The organism is Moritella sp. (genome assembly GCF_013215705.1).
Classification (GTDB): domain Bacteria; phylum Pseudomonadota; class Gammaproteobacteria; order Enterobacterales; family Moritellaceae; genus Moritella.
The window spans coordinates 258,600-275,402 of sequence record NZ_JABSQR010000007.1 but is presented as its reverse complement, the minus strand read 5'-3'; the positions used below and the strand labels follow the sequence as shown (position 1 = coordinate 275,402).

Below are 16,803 nucleotides of genomic sequence, written 5' to 3'. Positions count from 1 at the left end.
AACCAAGCTTCGCTTAGCGGATCCATTTCCAGCACATCACTGACGATTAAGGATAAGCCGTCAATGGATTTACGCATATCTGTATGTCCAGTAACGAGGTAGATCAGCTTGTGTGGTGTCATGCTGATAACACGTTTAAAAATTGCTGTAATTTACTCGGTTCTAATGACGCGGGAAATGAAAATTGATAACCATTAGGTAATGTTAGAGTGAGTTGCTGGTCAGGTTTAGTTTCAGGAAATACGAGTGGTATAACCTTCTGCTTATTTGTTCTTTTTGGTGATAGCGAGCTTAGTTTTTTAGCCCAGGAATAAAATGTGGATACGGTAATGTTATTGCGTTTACAGAATTCTGATTTGTTTAGGCCACTTTCAGCTTGCAGTTGAAATATGCGCTGCCAATGTTGTTCTTTTTTGCTTTTTGACATGATTTATCCCTTCATTTAATGAAGAGTAATCATGCAATAACTGAAAATATTTGGTAGGTGGGGTTAACTAAGCGTTTACCTCAGGACTGGGTTCTAGCATTTACCCGTTGGTATAATAATGAACATTTACACAGTGGACTTAACTTTGTAACGCCAAATCAGCGCCATAATGGCCAAGATACAGCGCAGTTAACACATAGGAAAGAGGTGCTAGAATCAGCCAGACGGAAACATCCAGAACGTTGGTCAAAAGCGACAAGAAATTGCGAACCAGTTGGTGAGGTATACATAAATAAACCAGCAGAAAATGAGCTGAAATTAGCGGCTTAATAACAACCCATCATTGCAACTATGTTGACATCGACCGTTACATAAGTACGTTGAAATTAAACTGCTATGTACTTTACAATAACGCTTCAAAATAGAGATTTTTTTCGTTTAATGGAGTAAATTTGAAAAAAAACACTAATACAATGCTTGATGGCACCGATTTAACTATCCTGGATCATTTGCAACGCGATTGTCGAATTAAGATTAATGAGTTAGGCCCACGCGTTAATCTAAGTGAAACCCCCTGTTGGAGACGTTGGAAGCGACTAGAGAAAGAAGGGATTGTGACGCATTATACCGCGGTTTTAGATCGCAAAAAACTGGGTTTCAATGTTATAGGTTTTAGTATGGTTTCTTTAAATAATCATACTCCAGAAGAGACCGATAAATTTGAGCAGATGATTCGAGATTTTGATTGGGTGCTGATGTGTTTTTGTATTGCGGGCAGTGCCGATTTTATTCTTCAAATTGTAGCGAGAGATCTCGACGAATACTATGACAAGCTTTCTGAGATACGCCGTATCAAAGTGGTTGATTCAATTCAATCTAATATTGCGGTAAAAGAAATTAAGAACTCGACCAAATTACCCCTTTTCTGAGATCCATCCGCAGTATCGGCAACGGCTTAAGCGTTGCCTAATGCGGTAAGTCTGTGCCGGAAAGAGAGGGCACTCAAATGCCCCAATATGATTGCTTTGGTGTCACGAACATTAACGACACTATTATTAGTAATTTAAAAATTTATCTCTGAGTAAGTTGATCATGGTTTTAGTTTTTTTCGGTAAAAATTGTCGCGAAGAATAAATCAAGGTCATAGCAATCTCTGACTGATAAATATCAGGTAAAACATGAACTAATTCCCCTTGTTTAAGTTGCTGTTGGACTAAAATAATCGGGAGTAATGCAATACCATGCCCCGATTGCGCCATGAGATTAACTAACCCTAAATCCTCTGAAATTAAGCGTATATTCAATCCTTCTGGGAGTATGCTGGAATCATAATGACTGGTTAAAATAGCATGTTCAAACAGATCATTAAGACTGTGCGGCAGCTCATGGATTTGCAAGTAATGTGGTGAACAAAACAGGCCTTTTTTAGACGGGAAAAAGACTTGCTGCACGTAATCTTCATTAATGACTTTGATCACATCAGGCAGCAGTTGCAGGTCTATATTTTCACGTTTTAAATCGACACTTTCGTGACGGTGAATAATTTCCAAGGTGATATCTGGAAACTGTCGGGCATAGTCATCTAACAATTCTGCAAACAAGGTTGAGGCAATAAACGCGGCCGGTACGGCAATGCGCAATACTCCTTGCAGGCTTTGTTGTTGGTTTTTAAGTACAGAGATAGCTTGATTTACATCGCTTAGTGGCTGATTAATCTGTTGATACAACAAGCGTCCATGCTCGGTCAGTTCTATCTGCCGCGTGGTGCGGATAAGTAATTGACAGCCTACTGATTTTTCTAATTCTTGTAACCGTCTGCTCACTTTAGATCGTTGTAATCCATGCGCTTGTGCTGCGGCACTGATACCGCCATGCCTGACTGTTAATATGAATAAGTACAGATCATCCATCGATGTTTTCATTGTTGGTCCTATTTATGAGACGCAAGTGCCATATTAATCATTGTATTTAATCAAATGGAATATTTCTATAATATCTGAAGTTTTATTTTAAGCGGAAATTTATATGCCTCATACACAATCCACTTTTCGTCGTTGGATGCGCAGCCTTATTGTCTTGTTCATTGTGTTCATGGCTTACATTATTGTGGCCGATCGATACGCGCCGCTGACAACCGAGAGCCGGGTATATGGTTATGTCGTGCAACTCGCACCTGAAGTGTCAGGGCCGATCATCGATGTCGCGATCGGTAATAATCAGCACGTTGAGAAAGGGGAGTTGTTGTTTACCATTAATAACAGTAAATACACCCTTGCGGTTAACAAGGCGAAAGTAGCGCTGCAGCAAGCGTATGAGCAAGAAAAATCGCTTTATGCTCAGGTCGAAGCTGCAATCGCGAACACGGCAAGCAGTAACGCCAATTACAATAATGCCACCGCAGAATTTAAGCGTATCAGCAAGTTGGCTAAACAGAATTTAGTCTCTACGTCGATGCGCGATAGTGCGTATGCCAATTACCAAGCCGCGCGTTCGACACTGCATGCCTATAAGCAACAAACACTCGCGATTAAAGCCAAGTTAGGAGAGGACGGTGGTGATAGTTCGCTGGTGATGGCGGCTAAAAATAATCTTGCTCAAGCGGCGTTAGATTTATCCCATACCCAAATTTTTGCGCCCAACAAAGGGGTGATCACCAATCTACAACTTGAAGTGGGTGCGATGGCAACGGCTAATCAACCTATGCTTACCTTTATTCCGATCGATTCGTTGTGGGTTGCCGCTGATTTTAGAGAGAAGGCCACTGCGCTGATCAGTAAAACATCCGCCGCGTATGTCACCTATGATGCCTTGCCGGGGCAAATATTCAATTTCACTGTCGCCAGTCGTGATTTTGGCGTGGCAGCAGCGCAGCAAACAGCGAGTGGCCAATTAACCTCGGTTGAAGTTAGTAATCGTTGGGTGCGAGATGCACAACGGATTAGGGTGAACCTATCCAGTGAACAGGCTATTCCTGAACAACTCTTTGTCGGCTCTCGCGCGACTGTGGTGCTTTACCCTGCTGATAATGTTTGGTGGAAAACCTTGGCCTGTATGCAAATTAATCTTGCTGGTCTGCTGCACTATATTTATTAAGTTCACCTAGGTTTATTAAGTCTATCGGGAAAGTATGATGAAAACGATGCGAATTTGGTTTACTTGTGTGTTTGGCTTGGCGTTAAGTATGGTGTTTGGCTGGTCGTATGGATTTTTTGCGGTGTTATTACCCGCGTTTATTATCGCCCGTGCGGATGATTGGCATTGCAGCTTAATAACCCAAATGGTTTTAGGTATTATTTGGGTGACGTTGGAGGTCAATTTTATTTCCGGGTTCTTGCAACCTTATCCTTTTTTAATGACTGTCGCGGTGGCGATGTTGTTTCTCAGTAAATGTATTGCCATGACCAAACCAAGCGGTTACCTGTTTGGATTCTCGGGTTTGCTGGTGGGGTCTATTACCCTTAATTTTATCAGTTATCCGAGTTTTGATATTGAAGAGTTCACGCTGACATTGTGGGTCAGTGCGTTTGCTATCTATCCTATTTGTGCGCTGGCTTATTATTTTTTCCCCGAACCTGTGCGTGAAGCAGAGGATAGGGCATCACACATCAGTAATAGCGCAGTACCATACGATCATATTGGCGTGTTACGACAAACGGCAATGGGCTGGAGCATCTCCATGTTGGCGTTTCTTATTTTTCAATTTGGTGATCTGAGTGATTCTTTATCTGCGCAAGCGTCTATTTTTATTGTCCTTACACCAATGACCTTTATTGGTTCAATGGCTGCCGCTAAAATCCGAATAAGCGGCACATTTTTAGGTTGTTTGGCCGGTATGGCTATTCAATTAGGCCTATCAAGTTGGGCTAATAATGGGCTGTTATTTTTAATGGCGTATGCGATAGCCGCTGGTTTTTTTGCCTGGTTATTATCATTAGGTGGGGTTAAGTCGGGTCTTGGTTTTTCGGCTCTGGCGGCGTTATCGGTACCTCTTACTACCGCTTTCCAGCCGGGACAGAAAGATGCTTTCTTTTCGATTATTTATCGTTTTAGCTCGATTACCTTGGCCGTTTTCCTGACATCGTTGGCGATATGGCTTACTCATGGTGTTTTAGTTCGAGTGATAAAATCATCGCATGCATGTCATTAAGTTTGACTGAAGATGGCGACATTAGGTATGTTCGTTATCTTAGGGATGGCTATTTCTATTTTGCTTAAAAAAATCAGGCTATTATTAATAGCATAGTAAAATAGTCAAAGATGAATTAATTATTTTGTAATTAAACATGTGGCACTAAGTAATTTATTGGGCATACTGTTGTAAACCTCTAACAGAGAGCACAAACGTTTAACAGAGAGAGAGAATGGATTTTACTGTTTCTAAAAGGAATAAGGGTTTTACGCTAATTGAATTAGTTATTACTATTAGTGTGCTTGGTGTGCTGGCCGCAACGGCTGTACCACGTTTTATTGATTTAAAAGAGGATGCAAAAAAAGAAACGGTTGAAAATTTTCACGGCAGCCTGAGGGCGACGGTGCGATTGCTGCATATGAAATCCCAAATCGACAATCTATTGGGTGATAATGTCACCATTGCCACCGACTATGGGGATTATCAGTTTTATCGTGGTTACCCAGAAACAAGAAGTGAAGCCCTAACGCCAAATACCTACTTTATTGAAACCTTCTTAGCATTAGGTGTGCCAGTCGATGTCATTAGAGCTAATGGCGCTCGAACCGCGAATTATGCTGAAATTACCGTTTTCGAAGATAATGGCTACTCGCGTATCGGTTATGGTGCGGGGAATTTAAAGAGCGGTTTATGTTACGCCGAATATCCCCATACCAGCGAGACTCAAGAGTTTAATATTGAAACAGCGGGCTGCTGATTTGTTTATCGCGACTAAAGGACAAGCAATGAAAAACAGATGTACTTGGTGTGGCGAAGACCCGTTATATGTAGCTTATCATGATGAAGAGTGGGGCGTGCCTGTTCATGATGAACAACGCTTATTCGAATTTCTGATCTTGGAAGGTGCGCAAGCCGGACTCAGTTGGATCACCATATTAAGAAAACGTGAAAACTATCGAAATGCTTTTCACCAGTTTGATTATACGATTATCGCCAATTACAGCGAAGACGATGTTAAGCGCTTACTTGCTAATAAAGGGATTGTTCGTAATACCCTGAAGATAAGATCAGCGATAAAAAATGCCAAGGGATTTTTGAATATTCAAGCCGAGTTTGGTTCGTTCGATGCCTATATTTGGGCCTTTGTTAACGGCGTTACCCTGCAAAATAATTTACCCTCACTGGCTGAAACCCCTGTTAAAACTGAACTCTCAGAAGCCATAAGTAAAGATTTGAAGAAGCGGGGTTTTAACTTTGTCGGCCCCACGATCTGTTATGCCTTTATGCAAGCAATCGGCATGGTTAACGATCACACCACAGATTGTTTCCGCCATCATGAGTAACCCAGTGATCCCAATGACTTGCAGAATCCCTTGGATGTAACCTGCTTGATGTTCTGAATAACCATTGTTCACTAAGATACTCGGTAACCAAGCCAAGTGTCACACAGCAATCATATTTCGTTAAGTTCAGATGTCTGTATGTTATTTGTTGATCCTGATATTTCCTGCATACCCGACCACCGAAACAATATATGAAACAGTCAGTTTAAATATGAGGGGCTGGAAAAGGGTGAACCGCTATTTCAAACGGTCGTGTCGAGAATTATTTTTTAAATACTAGATTAATATTTAAAGGAATAATATCAGAAAGGGCAAGGCCGCCGACTGTTGCTGCAAGCTTGGTTAAGTTCTCTGTAGGAATACCAAAATCACTGGCTCTGACGATAACTGGCGCATACGAACTGACGGTGATGGTATTCTTTGTTTTCGTGATAATGACAGGGAAGTTAAATGTTTTCTTATTACCATAGAAAGACACGTCTGCAGGTACGGTCAATTTGGTAATATCTTGCGCTAACGTGGCTAATTCAAACTGCCCCGTGATATGGACTGTCGGATTTAACCCTGAATTAAAAAATAATGAATTAAGCCGATCGTTTCTGATGCCTATACCTGTTTCAACATTTATCACTGGAACCGTGATAGCAAATTTACCATTATCATCTAGGCTACCCGTGAGCCCACTAATTGTTGCTGGTTCCACTACAAATTGTTTTTTGATGGTGGCAAAACTCACCGATGAAAAATCAGTCATTATATTAAATTGGTCAGATGCGAATGATTGAAATGAAAGTAATACCAGTGATAAAAATATTTTAATTTTCATGGTTATTTTCCTTATTAAGGTGATGTTCAATCATATCGCGCTAGACTGATGATACTTATCACGTTTTTATCACATTTTTATCACGTCTTTGTCACTTTTGTTGGGGCGAGATTATTCAAGGCTGGTACTAGCGTTGCTTTATGCATTAAATGTCCATGACTTACGAGTAATTTCTGCAATTTCGGTGTTCTGATAAGGCTCCATGGCATAGACTGCGCTGCGATATTTACCGCGCAGGGATAGAAAGATAGCCTCGGTACACCAATAACAGCTGCCACTGAGTCCAATTTTTTTGACTGTATTGTCCATTGCCGATCCTTGCGGGTAAGTGCATGCGAAGTCACGCTTAACTCAATTTAATTATGGACGATAGCAAAGTCTCATAACGAGGCTTAGTGGAGGTATTATTTTTTTATAAATCTGTTTGGTTTTTATCATTCCTAAAGGAAACAGTTTTCGCACGCCTTGACGCAACGCATTATCAGCTTGTAAAGCCACATCTCTGACTGTTTCGGTTTGCTAAATAGCGCCATCACAATTTAATGAGCGAGGTCAGATAGTTAACTTTTAAAATCACGACAAAGAAAATTTACGTTATTATGGCTAACTGATTCTTTAGTATGGCGAGTGCGGCTTTGAATAACTACAAATTATTACCGGCGTTAATGTCGATATTACAAACCTGTAATTTGACCGAGTCGGCACGACAACTCAATGTCACGCAGTCGGCGATAAGTAAAACCCTAACGCAAATCCGCGCGGCGTTTGATGACAAGATAGTCATCCGAGAAGGTAATCAATTTATATTAACGCGTAAGGGTGAAGAATTAAAAACGCAGTTACCAGTATTGATGCAGACCTTGGATAATTTGTATTTACCGAGTGTGATGGATCTTAGTTTGTGCCCACGTCAATTTACACTGGCCTCGAGTGATTATGTCGCGCAAGCTATCTTACCGTCAATATGCTGTGAGTTGGCTGCCGACGCATCTAATGCCAGTGTTGAATTCCAGCTTTGGCATAAAGACAAGTTAACTGAGTTAGCTGACATGCAGCTGGATCTGGTGAGTACCATTACCGATGTGGTGCCTGAAAATTTACATGGCAAGAGTATCGGTGAAGATCAACTGGTGGTAGTGTGCCGCCGTCAACATCCTTTGTGTCAGGGTGATGATTTATCGGTGACGGAATATATTAATGCCAAACACGTACTGATCAGCGGCGGTGGTGATAAAGACAGTCCGGTGGACCTGGCATTGTTAGCACTGGGTAAGCAGCGTCAAGTTTTTGCATCGGTACCATTTTTCCAGTCGGCGATTGAGCTGTTAGTAAAGACCGATACCTTGTTGACGACACCATTACATATCGCGGCAGACTTTGCCCAGACATACGATCTTCGGATCATCGCACTGCCGATCAAATTAAAACCACAGCAGTATTACTTGTTGTGGCATGCTAAACACCACCAAGATCCAGAACACACTTGGTTTAGAGAACTGTGTCATCCATTCCTAAAAAATCATCTAGAACGTACGAAAACACTAGGTATGAAATTAATTCATACTGGTGAGTAGTTAATACAATTTTTGTTCATGCTTTAGCTGTATTAAAATAAGGGCTGATGAAGGCAGATCAAGATAATTTATAACGATAATAAATTAGAGGTAAGTATGGAATTAACTGCATGGCTGTCTTTAGCACTGATTTGCATGATGGGCGCGATGACACCGGGACCGAGTCTGGCGGTGGTATTAAAGCATACTATCTCAGGTGGTCGGGTTAACGGTGTTGCAGCCAGTATTGCCCATGGTATAGGTGTTGGCGTGTATGCGACATTAACAGTGGTCGGTTTGGCACTGGTGATCCAACAAACACCGTGGTTATTTAATGTGATCAAATATGCGGGTGTTGTCATGTTGCTGCGCTTGGCTTACAAGGCGTTAACCTCAAAACCTGCATTGGATGATGTGGACCAAAAAGAGGAAACTGTGACCTTAAAAGAGAGTATTGTACAAGGCTTTATGATTGCTTTCCTGAATCCTAAATTAGCGATTTTCTTTTTAGCCTTGTTCGGTCAATTTGTCGAAGCGGATGCGGGCTGGTTACAAAACCTGATCATGGTGGGTACGGTATTTAGTATTGATACCTTGTGGTATTGCATCATTGCGATTGTATTATCGCAGTCATCATTACTCGCTAAATTAAAAAATAATGTGCACAAGATTGATAAGGTCACAGGCGTGGTCTTACTGGCAGTCGCTGCACGAGTCGCAATCTAGGTTTACCTAAATATATAATCACGGCTGACAAGACTCAAGTTCGTTATTCGTGGCTGTGATTGGATTGCGAGAAATCCATTTAAGTGCAAAGATCAAGCTTACCATCATAGTATGAATGGTACTTGTTGCTGCCAGTACCGCCCACCATCCACCGACTTGCCAGCAGTAGATAAGGATAAAACCACCGATGCTGCCGCCTGAATAATACATGACAAGGTATAGCGCGGTTGCGGTTGATTTACCTTGAGTCGCGCTGCGCCCGATGTGGCTGTAAGCAAGAGCATGAATAAAGAATGCGCCAGCGCTTAATACCAATAACCCGATCATAATTGCGATTATTGTTTGTACCGACATGATGATTAAACCAAGCACACTAATGCTAATACCCAGTAGGATCCCGCTGAATAAACTGTGGGAATGCATCCAGCGACCACTTAATCTTGCTGATAGTGTACCGCTGAGGTAGCACAAGAACATCAGTGATAATAGACTGGCAGGTAGTGAAATGGGCGCGGCAGATAATTTAAATCCCATCACCGAAAACACATTAATGAACACTGAAAAATTGAGCCCACCAATCAACATCGCAAAAAACAGCGTGGGTGTTTTGATATGCTTGATGAGTTGTTTTCCGTGATGGGATAATCGTCCTTGCTGGGCAATAAAATGGCGTTGCTTTAATATCAGTGGAAATATGATTAACAGTGCAATACCACTGAGTACCGACATGGCTAAAATAGTCCACTGTAGTCCTATCGCATCTGTCATCACTCCGCCATATATTCGACCAATAATTCCCCCTAAGGTATTAGCACTGATGTAACCGCCCACAGCGATCAACAATGCGGGTGGCGCGAACTCTTCTGCCATATACGCCACTGCCACGGCAATGAATCCCGCGAGCGCAATACCGAGTAATGCACGCAATAAAATTAAGGTGTGTAAATCAGGGCTAATAAACATTAAAAAATTGATGCAGGGAATAAGCACTAAGCTGCAGCGCATGATGGGGCGGCGGCCAATCACTTCAGATAAGATAGCCCAAGGCAGTAAGGATATCGCGACGGCTAAAGTGGTGCTAGAAAATAACCAGTTAACTTGTAATTCAGTGGCGTTAAACTTAACCATGAAATATGGCAGCAGCGGCTGAAAATAATATAAATTGCAAAACACCAGAAATGAGCCGAGTCCAAGCCCCAGTGTTACTTTTTTATAGTCTTGAGAATGCAGTGCAATCATTCATCCGTCCTGCTGATAACTAAGGTGAATAGCTAAGGTAAATAGTTGAGGGAATAGCATGATCTGCTTTATTAGGCTCATGCGGTACTAACAATGCTTATAGAGTAGTGGAGTAGTGCTAATATGAAAAATATATAAATATCATAGAAGGTATCTATTTTAGTTATGCTTAATTCTAAAATACTGCATTATTTTGCCACTATTGTTGCACTGGGCAGTTATACCAAGGCGGCCGAGCATCTTGGCATTGCCCAATCGGCACTGAGTATTGCCATGCGTAAATTTGAACAGCAAATTGGTATGCCGTTATTGATCCGCAGCAGCAAAGGCGTGGTGGTTACCAAAGAAGGTGACGTCTTACTGGTTCACTGCAAGGATATTCTGGCTCGTATCGTGGATGCTGAAATGGCATTAAACGATTTACGCGATCTTGAACAAGGTGAGGTCAGAATTGGTATTCCGGGGATGATGGGATCGTATTTTTTTCCCGAGATCTTAATGGCATTCAAGTTTAAGTATCCTCATTTAAACTTGAGTATTGTCGAAGCTGGCACGCAAACGATTAAAGAAAAGCTACTCTCTGGCGAATTAGACTTGGGGGTGATTGTCGATGATCATGTGCCTGAGAGCTTGCAAATTCAGCGTTTAATTCGTCCGCAGATGGTGGCTGCTGTCGGAAAAAATCATGCCTTGGCTGATGCAGAATCGGTGAGTTATGCTGACTTTTTTACCCATGAATTAGTGATGTTTAAGGCCGGTTATTTTCATCGCGAAGTGATTGATGGTTTATGTAAAGCCAATAATATGACCGCGAAGTATTCCTTTGAAACCAACTTGATCACCATGATCCTTAATATCGTGAAGAATGAATTTGCCATTACCGCATTATTGGAGTTAGTCACAGATCTGGAAGCGGACGTTAAAGGCATACCGTTTGATCCTCCTATTTATTTGGATCTGGCACTTGCGTGGCGTAAAGATGGGTATTTATCGTTGGCTAATCGACGCTTTGTTGAGTTTACGCTAGCGCAGGTGAATTAATATAAAGGCCACTTTAGCCAATATATCTTCAAAAATATAAGCAATATTGTACTATAAAATAACGCTTTAATAGGATGAGTAAGCAGATGTCTCACATCAGCAAGGAAAAAGCTGAATTTAAAATTGTAGATGCCTTTAACGGGTTAGAAATTGTCGATGCTGATTATCAAGAACAGACATTTTCAAAACACGTGCATGAAGGTTATACGATAGGCGTTATAGATAAAGGCGCACAACGGTTTGAGCGCAGTGGCAGTACCCATATTGCCGATGAAAATTCGATTATTTTTGTGAATGCCGACGATGTCCATACGGGAGAGTCTGCGACACAAGACGGTTGGCGGTATCGGGCCATGTATCCGCATCCGTCACATTTTGAGAGTATGACGAATGATCTCTATGATGGTCAGTTTAACGCACCTTATTTTAATCATGCCGTGGTTAAAGACCCACAGTTATCAGCGCAATTAAGATTACTCTTTACCCAGATCGATAGTAACGCTTCAAAATTACTCATTGAAACGATCTTATACAGCATCATGATGAACATGACGCTACGGCATTCATCGATGAAAAATATACCAGATGATATATCGGGCAGTAAGCAGAGATTATTGCTAGTGAAAGAATATCTTGATGCGTATCCTGAAGAGAATGTGTCACTATTAACGCTGGCGACGATGGCTGGACTCAGTCAGTTTCATTTCATCCGTCAATTTAAAAAAGTGTTCTATATCGCCCCGCATAGTTATCAGATACAAATGCGATTAAAGAAAGCTAAAACATTGTTAATGCTCGGTGTTAAGCCCGTGCAAGTGGCCGCCGATTGTGGTTTTCACGACCAGAGTCATTTCAATCGACATTTTAAAAAAGCAATGGGTACATCACCGAGTAAATTTCAAAAACAAGCAGTTTTGTACAAGATGCCTTAGCATTTTAACTTTAAGCTACTTCTAAATATTGAAGGAGCTTACTTATGCTAAATGAAACCGATCTTGCTTATCGTCCTATAACAAGTGATATAAAAACAATTAATCGTGCGGTGCTCGATATTATGCCGCTGGCCCTCGCCACCGTACCCTGGGGGATCTTATGCGGTTCGTTAGCAATTAACATTGGACTTACCGCGATCCAGGCTCAGTTAATGTCGTTATTGGTTTTTGCTGGTGCGGCACAGCTTGCCAGTATTACTATTTTGGGTGCTACGGGAGCCATCTCATCTATTTTTTCATCTACCTTTGTGATCAGCTCTCGCCATCTTTTATATTCAGCGGTGTTTAGAGAGCATGTTCGGCAGCGTTCTTTTTTATCTCGACTTTGTATTGCCTTTTTTCTCACGGATGAAATGTTTGCTGTCACTTGTGCTTATGTTGAGAAACATAAGACCTTCTCGGTGTTATATGCGATAAGCGCTGGTATTACGTTTTATGTCGTTTGGAATGTCTCAACGTTCGCAGGCATTGTTGCGGGGCAATACATTCCTAACCTAGAAAATTTAGGGCTAGAGTTTGCGATAGCAGCGACCTTTATTACCATCGTGATCCCGTCAATCAAAGATCCATCCATCCTCATTGCTGTACTTGTGAGTGGCTTTAGTGCCTTGGTCTTATCTATTTATATCCCTGATTATGCACTGATTATTGCAACTATCACTGGCATGTTAACGGGCTATTTCACCCCAATTAAGGAGTAACATGATGGATAATTTTTGGCTAGTATTAGGTGGGATGACATGCATTACGTTTTCATGTCGGTATTTGTTTTTATCGCGACTTGTTTCATTTGAATTAAGTCCGAGAATACAGCGGGCATTGAGCTTTACAGCCCCCGCTGTATTAACCGCAATGTGGGTGCCGATTGTATTTTTAGGACATCAAAGCAGTGAGGCCGGATTTTTGAATAGTCCGTTTTTATATGCAGGTCTATTGACTGTGTTATTAAGTTTAAAGATAAAGAACACTTTAGTTGTGGTTTCTATAAGTATGTGTGCTTTTATGGTACTTAGGTTTACTCTATAAGAAAGACACTTAGGTTTACTTTGTAAAAGGAATAATATGCAGATAACTACCCCGCGTTTAAGTATGCGCCAAATAACGGCACAAGATTGGCCGTTGTTTTTACGGTTACATACCGAATCGCGTGTGATTGAAAAATGTTTTGATCAACCAAGTGACAATGACATTCGCGCTAAATTCGAATCGCGTTTACCTCACTGGTCTGTGACTTCGGGTGCTTGGCTGTGTTTGCTGATCACCGATGTCGAAACCAATACTGCGGTTGGCATAACGGGGTTCGATTATGATGGCCGATCTGCAGAAGTCGGTTATCTGTTATTACCGGAATATTTTGGCTTGGGCTATGCCACTGAATCATTAAAGGGACTTATCGCTTGGGCAATGCGCGTGCACCTTATCTCGGTATTTCAAGGTATTGTCACTGAAGGTAATAGTGCTTCAGAAAAGGTGTTGGCGAAGTGCGGTTTTCAGCTTAATGACGTGATACCGCAAGCGTATAACATAGGCGGGATATTGTATGCAGATCGGATTTATAAACTGAATACAAATTCACAGGCTTAATGTTGTGAACTGGTATCCAGCGGTTGATTATGTTCTTAGGCTGCTTGTCCGTTTTGCACTATTGGATTTACCAGCCAAGGCGCTAAATTTGTCGCCATCTCTATTTCAGTGTCATCTAGCCATTGGTATCGCTTAGTGTACATTTTCCGTTTGGTTTTTTTCAATGTTAGCGGATCTTTTCGTGGGGTAAACACTGACAAGCCAAACATGTATGGGTCGAGTTTTGTCGCTTCAAACTCGTTCCACAAACCATCGTAATCAAAAGTCACTGAGTTTCGTTTAGAAATATAGCGTATTGCTTGATAGACATGACCTTTGTTAGAAATTGCTTTTACTTCACTGATGCCTAAAATACGGGACAGCATTAACGCCATTTCAACCAATAATGATTTAGTGCGTAAACCATGTAATGATTTGGTTAGCTCTTTAATCAGCGCATGGCGATTTTCTACTGAATCACGAGGACCTTGCAACATACCAATATGCATTGTTTTAGTATGTGTGCCGGAGATATTACAGGCTAAAGCATAGACACTTTGGTCCTTATCGTTAACTAAACGAATGCCAATACCCCCTTCACGTCTTGTGCCTCGATGTAGCTGAATTCGATATGTTTGTTCGCTTAAACTTTTGAACTCTAAGATGGTAACACCTTCATCAGAAACAATCGCACTCGCGTGTTTCCCAAAAGTCTCATCAATAAACTGGTAATGTTGTGTTAAATATTCAAGACGCTCTGTACGTGACCAGTTAACACAAAGATAAGGTTTTAACGGCTTTTCTATTACTTTTGGTGTTAGTGTTAATATAGGTTTTAAATTTTCACGGGTAAAAAGAGTCATCATCGCATTGACAGCTTTACTGTTTGTTACCGCCCAAAAATAGAATCGCCCTTTTTTTTGTATTTTTCTCATCCCTTTTGCATTAGGGTAAATCTGATCTGCGAAGTCAAAGATGTTAGTTGTAGACATCAGTTTGTTATTCCTAGTAAAAATAGCATTAATGGTTGGTATTTCAACTGAACTATACTCAACATATTGACACTGTCCGGTCAGTGGAAATTCGGAGTATGAGTCAGATCGTCATACTTGGTCTATATATTTCGAGGTAAATTTATTTAATGGTGTGAATTTATAATAAATAGTGATTTTTAACTAATTATATTTTGTATGCGTTTGTAAGCGCCCTGGGGTAATGCCAATCAGCTCATGATAGTTGAATATTGAATTGCTTCAACGCCATCCTACCTTTGTCAGGAAATCTAATCGTGCGCCTTCTATGTATCCGAAAAACAGATGAGAACAAGATTAGACCGTATTAGACACGCGATTTTATTTGAAATAATTGGTTTAGTTGCGATTATGGGTATATTAAGCCAATTAGGTTTTGAGCTTGGTCATGTAGGTGCTATGGGCGTATTGTTCTCGGTTGTGCTTGATATCGGCATGGTTGTTTTCTATTTGTTGTACGCTTATGGCTATAACTTAGTGTATGACAAGTTATTCCCTGTGCCTGAGATGGTAGTGAAGTAGGGCTATTTATAAAGCGGTAGCTAAATGTCGTCACCGCTTTTACGTACCCTTTCCCCAACTTATACATAAATATTAGCGCAATGCAGTTTTCTGTTGCTACAATAACTATCTCTTATCTTTATAGTTGAAATCCGCATGACACAACCAACCACCATGACCTTTTTTGAACGCTTCGAAACCGATATTCTTTCAGGTAAAAAGACCATTACCATTCGTGATAAATCTGAAAATAACTATGTCCCGGGTTCGACTGTGACCGTTTCAACATTAGAAGGTGGCCGTGAATTTTGTCGATTAACTATCCTGTCTGTAAAGCCTATTTTATTTACTGAGCTGTCTAACTTTCATGCCGAGCAAGAAAATATGACATTAGCCGTGCTGAAAGACGTGATCCAAGATATTTACCCGGGCATTGAACAGCTATATGTGGTGTCTTATAAGCTCGTTGGTGCGGCTTAAGCGATAACTTGTAACACTATCTTACCACGTGCGCGTTGTGACTCACTGAGTGCATGCGCTTGCTTAACATCTTCTAATGGAAACACTCTATCTATGTGTACGCTTATTTGGCCATTGTCGATGAGTGTGGCAATGCTTTTTAGATCGGCTGCGCTCGGTGTCACCCACCAACGCTGAGCATTGATATTTTGTTCTGCCGCGCGCGCGATATCGACGTCATCCAATAGGGAAACTAACTCACCACCGCTTTTAATGATTGGTAATGAACGCTGTAAAATATCATCACCACCCACTGCCGCAAGTACGCTATCTACTTCATCAACCACGTCTTCAAAACGCTGAGCGCGGTAATCAATGAACTCGTCGACACCTAAGCTTTTTACAAAGTCCGCTTTCGACGCAGACGCGGTGCCGATGACATAAGCACCAAGTGACTTAGCTATTTGAACCGCAAAACTGCCGACACCACCTGACGCATTATGGATGAGAACTCTGTCGCCAGCTTTTAGTTTGCAGCCGTACACAAGTGACTGCCAAGCCGTTGTTGCTGCAAGTGGTACCGCAGCAGCTGTTAGGGTATCTATCGATTGTGGTTTCGCTGCCACAAGGTTGCTATCAACGGCAATATATTCTGCGTAAGCGCCTTGTTTGGCAATAGGCGCATACGTAAATACGGCATCACCGACCGTGAAATTATTAACATCTTTGCCTATTTCGGCTATTTCACCTGCTGCGTCCCAGCCCAATATTAAAGGTAATTGGTGCTCACCACTGTCTTGTAAAAATCCTTCTCGAACCATCCAGTCGACAGGGTTAACCGCTGCGCCATGTACTTTAATGAGTACTTGATTATCGGCAATCTCTGGCTTAGATAATTCACCTAAAATAAGTTGACTTGCATTTCCATATTGTTCGATATAAATAGCTTTCATGACGCGTTCCTTGTCTTGTT

23 protein-coding genes are annotated in these 16,803 nt (G+C 41.4%); 15 read left to right on the top strand and 8 right to left on the bottom strand.

The window, feature by feature from the left end; translation table 11 throughout:
• Both tnpB and HRT96_RS05835 read right to left on the bottom strand, forming a co-directional pair.
• On the bottom strand, positions 1-122 hold a 122-nt coding region (gene tnpB, locus HRT96_RS21925; protein WP_366931163.1), incomplete at its 3' end, for an IS66 family insertion sequence element accessory protein TnpB.
• Positions 119-427 (bottom strand): IS66 family insertion sequence element accessory protein TnpB, encoded by a 309-nt coding sequence (locus HRT96_RS05835; RefSeq protein ID WP_293153589.1) that lies wholly within the window; start codon positions 425-427, stop codon positions 119-121. The genes tnpB and HRT96_RS05835, both read right to left, overlap by 4 nt.
• A gap of 57 nt (positions 428-484) precedes the next feature.
• Between HRT96_RS05835 and HRT96_RS05830 the strand changes: the two genes are divergently transcribed.
• Together HRT96_RS05830 and HRT96_RS05825 are read left to right on the top strand one after the other, a co-directional pair.
• On the top strand, positions 485-757 hold the full coding sequence (locus HRT96_RS05830) for a hypothetical protein (RefSeq protein WP_293153586.1): 273 nt from the start codon (positions 485-487) through the stop codon (positions 755-757).
• 122 nt (positions 758-879) lie between these two features.
• A complete protein-coding gene (locus HRT96_RS05825) occupies positions 880-1,356 on the top strand; it encodes an Lrp/AsnC family transcriptional regulator (RefSeq protein ID WP_293153583.1) in 477 nt (158 codons plus the stop codon).
• 126 nt (positions 1,357-1,482) lie between these two features.
• On the opposite strand, the gene HRT96_RS05820 is transcribed toward HRT96_RS05825, so the two are convergent.
• Positions 1,483-2,349, bottom strand: a complete 867-nt coding sequence (locus tag HRT96_RS05820; protein WP_293153580.1) for a LysR family transcriptional regulator — start codon at positions 2,347-2,349, stop codon at positions 1,483-1,485.
• 103 nt (positions 2,350-2,452) lie between these two features.
• Between HRT96_RS05820 and HRT96_RS05815 the strand changes: the two genes are divergently transcribed.
• The 4 genes from HRT96_RS05815 to HRT96_RS05800 all read left to right on the top strand — a co-directional run bounded on the left by HRT96_RS05815 (position 2,453) and on the right by HRT96_RS05800 (position 5,899).
• The gene (locus tag HRT96_RS05815; protein WP_293153577.1) at positions 2,453-3,520 is read left to right on the top strand and encodes an HlyD family secretion protein; all 1,068 of its coding nucleotides are present in this window, start codon (positions 2,453-2,455) and stop codon (positions 3,518-3,520) included.
• A gap of 37 nt (positions 3,521-3,557) precedes the next feature.
• The gene (locus HRT96_RS05810; RefSeq protein ID WP_293153574.1) at positions 3,558-4,574 is read left to right on the top strand and encodes a DUF2955 domain-containing protein; all 1,017 of its coding nucleotides are present in this window, start codon (positions 3,558-3,560) and stop codon (positions 4,572-4,574) included.
• A 214-nt stretch (positions 4,575-4,788) separates the two neighbouring features.
• Entirely contained in the window at positions 4,789-5,313 is a 525-nt protein-coding gene (locus HRT96_RS05805; protein ID WP_293153571.1) for a type II secretion system protein, read from the top strand.
• Positions 5,314-5,341: 28 nt separating this feature from the next.
• Positions 5,342-5,899 carry a DNA-3-methyladenine glycosylase I gene (locus tag HRT96_RS05800; RefSeq protein ID WP_293153568.1) on the top strand — a complete coding sequence of 186 codons (558 nt, stop codon included), beginning with the start codon at positions 5,342-5,344 and terminating at the stop codon, positions 5,897-5,899.
• A 262-nt stretch (positions 5,900-6,161) separates the two neighbouring features.
• Here the strand turns inward: HRT96_RS05800 and HRT96_RS05795 are convergent, their stop codons facing one another.
• Together HRT96_RS05795 and HRT96_RS05790 are read right to left on the bottom strand one after the other, a co-directional pair.
• Positions 6,162-6,725: a YceI family protein gene (locus HRT96_RS05795; RefSeq protein WP_293153565.1), complete on the bottom strand. Its 564-nt coding sequence runs from the start codon at positions 6,723-6,725 to the stop codon at positions 6,162-6,164.
• 138 nt (positions 6,726-6,863) lie between these two features.
• The gene (locus HRT96_RS05790) at positions 6,864-7,034 is read right to left on the bottom strand and encodes a hypothetical protein (RefSeq protein ID WP_293153562.1); all 171 of its coding nucleotides are present in this window, start codon (positions 7,032-7,034) and stop codon (positions 6,864-6,866) included.
• Between the two features lie 326 nt (positions 7,035-7,360).
• On the opposite strand from HRT96_RS05790, the gene HRT96_RS05785 reads away from it, so the two are divergent.
• Both HRT96_RS05785 and HRT96_RS05780 read left to right on the top strand, forming a co-directional pair.
• A complete protein-coding gene (locus HRT96_RS05785) occupies positions 7,361-8,299 on the top strand; it encodes a LysR family transcriptional regulator (RefSeq protein WP_293153559.1) in 939 nt (312 codons plus the stop codon).
• Between the two features lie 96 nt (positions 8,300-8,395).
• A complete protein-coding gene (locus tag HRT96_RS05780) occupies positions 8,396-9,004 on the top strand; it encodes a LysE family translocator (RefSeq protein ID WP_293153556.1) in 609 nt (202 codons plus the stop codon).
• Between the two features lie 18 nt (positions 9,005-9,022).
• Here HRT96_RS05780 and HRT96_RS05775 read toward each other — a convergent pair whose 3' ends face one another.
• The gene (locus HRT96_RS05775; RefSeq protein ID WP_293153553.1) at positions 9,023-10,243 is read right to left on the bottom strand and encodes an MFS transporter; all 1,221 of its coding nucleotides are present in this window, start codon (positions 10,241-10,243) and stop codon (positions 9,023-9,025) included.
• Positions 10,244-10,408: 165 nt separating this feature from the next.
• On the opposite strand from HRT96_RS05775, the gene HRT96_RS05770 reads away from it, so the two are divergent.
• From HRT96_RS05770 to HRT96_RS05750, 5 genes are all read left to right on the top strand, one after another.
• The gene (locus HRT96_RS05770; protein WP_293153550.1) at positions 10,409-11,284 is read left to right on the top strand and encodes a LysR family transcriptional regulator; all 876 of its coding nucleotides are present in this window, start codon (positions 10,409-10,411) and stop codon (positions 11,282-11,284) included.
• 86 nt (positions 11,285-11,370) lie between these two features.
• The gene (locus tag HRT96_RS05765; RefSeq protein WP_293153547.1) at positions 11,371-12,216 is read left to right on the top strand and encodes an AraC family transcriptional regulator; all 846 of its coding nucleotides are present in this window, start codon (positions 11,371-11,373) and stop codon (positions 12,214-12,216) included.
• A 44-nt stretch (positions 12,217-12,260) separates the two neighbouring features.
• Complete coding sequence (locus HRT96_RS05760) at positions 12,261-12,977, top strand: AzlC family ABC transporter permease (protein ID WP_293153542.1); 717 nt, start codon at positions 12,261-12,263, stop codon at positions 12,975-12,977.
• Positions 12,978-12,981: 4 nt separating this feature from the next.
• Positions 12,982-13,302: an AzlD domain-containing protein gene (locus tag HRT96_RS05755; RefSeq protein WP_293153598.1), complete on the top strand. Its 321-nt coding sequence runs from the start codon at positions 12,982-12,984 to the stop codon at positions 13,300-13,302.
• Between the two features lie 36 nt (positions 13,303-13,338).
• Complete coding sequence (locus tag HRT96_RS05750; RefSeq protein ID WP_293153540.1) at positions 13,339-13,860, top strand: GNAT family N-acetyltransferase; 522 nt, start codon at positions 13,339-13,341, stop codon at positions 13,858-13,860.
• Positions 13,861-13,895: 35 nt separating this feature from the next.
• Here the strand turns inward: HRT96_RS05750 and HRT96_RS05745 are convergent, their stop codons facing one another.
• Positions 13,896-14,831, bottom strand: a complete 936-nt coding sequence (locus HRT96_RS05745) for a VirK/YbjX family protein (RefSeq protein ID WP_293153538.1) — start codon at positions 14,829-14,831, stop codon at positions 13,896-13,898.
• Between the two features lie 324 nt (positions 14,832-15,155).
• On the opposite strand from HRT96_RS05745, the gene HRT96_RS05740 reads away from it, so the two are divergent.
• Together HRT96_RS05740 and yqfB are read left to right on the top strand one after the other, a co-directional pair.
• Entirely contained in the window at positions 15,156-15,392 is a 237-nt protein-coding gene (locus HRT96_RS05740; RefSeq protein ID WP_293153536.1) for a chlorhexidine efflux transporter, read from the top strand.
• Between the two features lie 135 nt (positions 15,393-15,527).
• Positions 15,528-15,851 carry a N(4)-acetylcytidine aminohydrolase gene (gene yqfB, locus HRT96_RS05735; protein WP_293153533.1) on the top strand — a complete coding sequence of 108 codons (324 nt, stop codon included), beginning with the start codon at positions 15,528-15,530 and terminating at the stop codon, positions 15,849-15,851.
• On the opposite strand, the gene HRT96_RS05730 is transcribed toward yqfB, so the two are convergent.
• On the bottom strand, positions 15,848-16,783 hold the full coding sequence (locus HRT96_RS05730; RefSeq protein WP_293153530.1) for an NADP-dependent oxidoreductase: 936 nt from the start codon (positions 16,781-16,783) through the stop codon (positions 15,848-15,850). The genes yqfB and HRT96_RS05730 overlap by 4 nt on opposite strands.
• Positions 16,784-16,803: the final 20 nt, after the last annotated feature.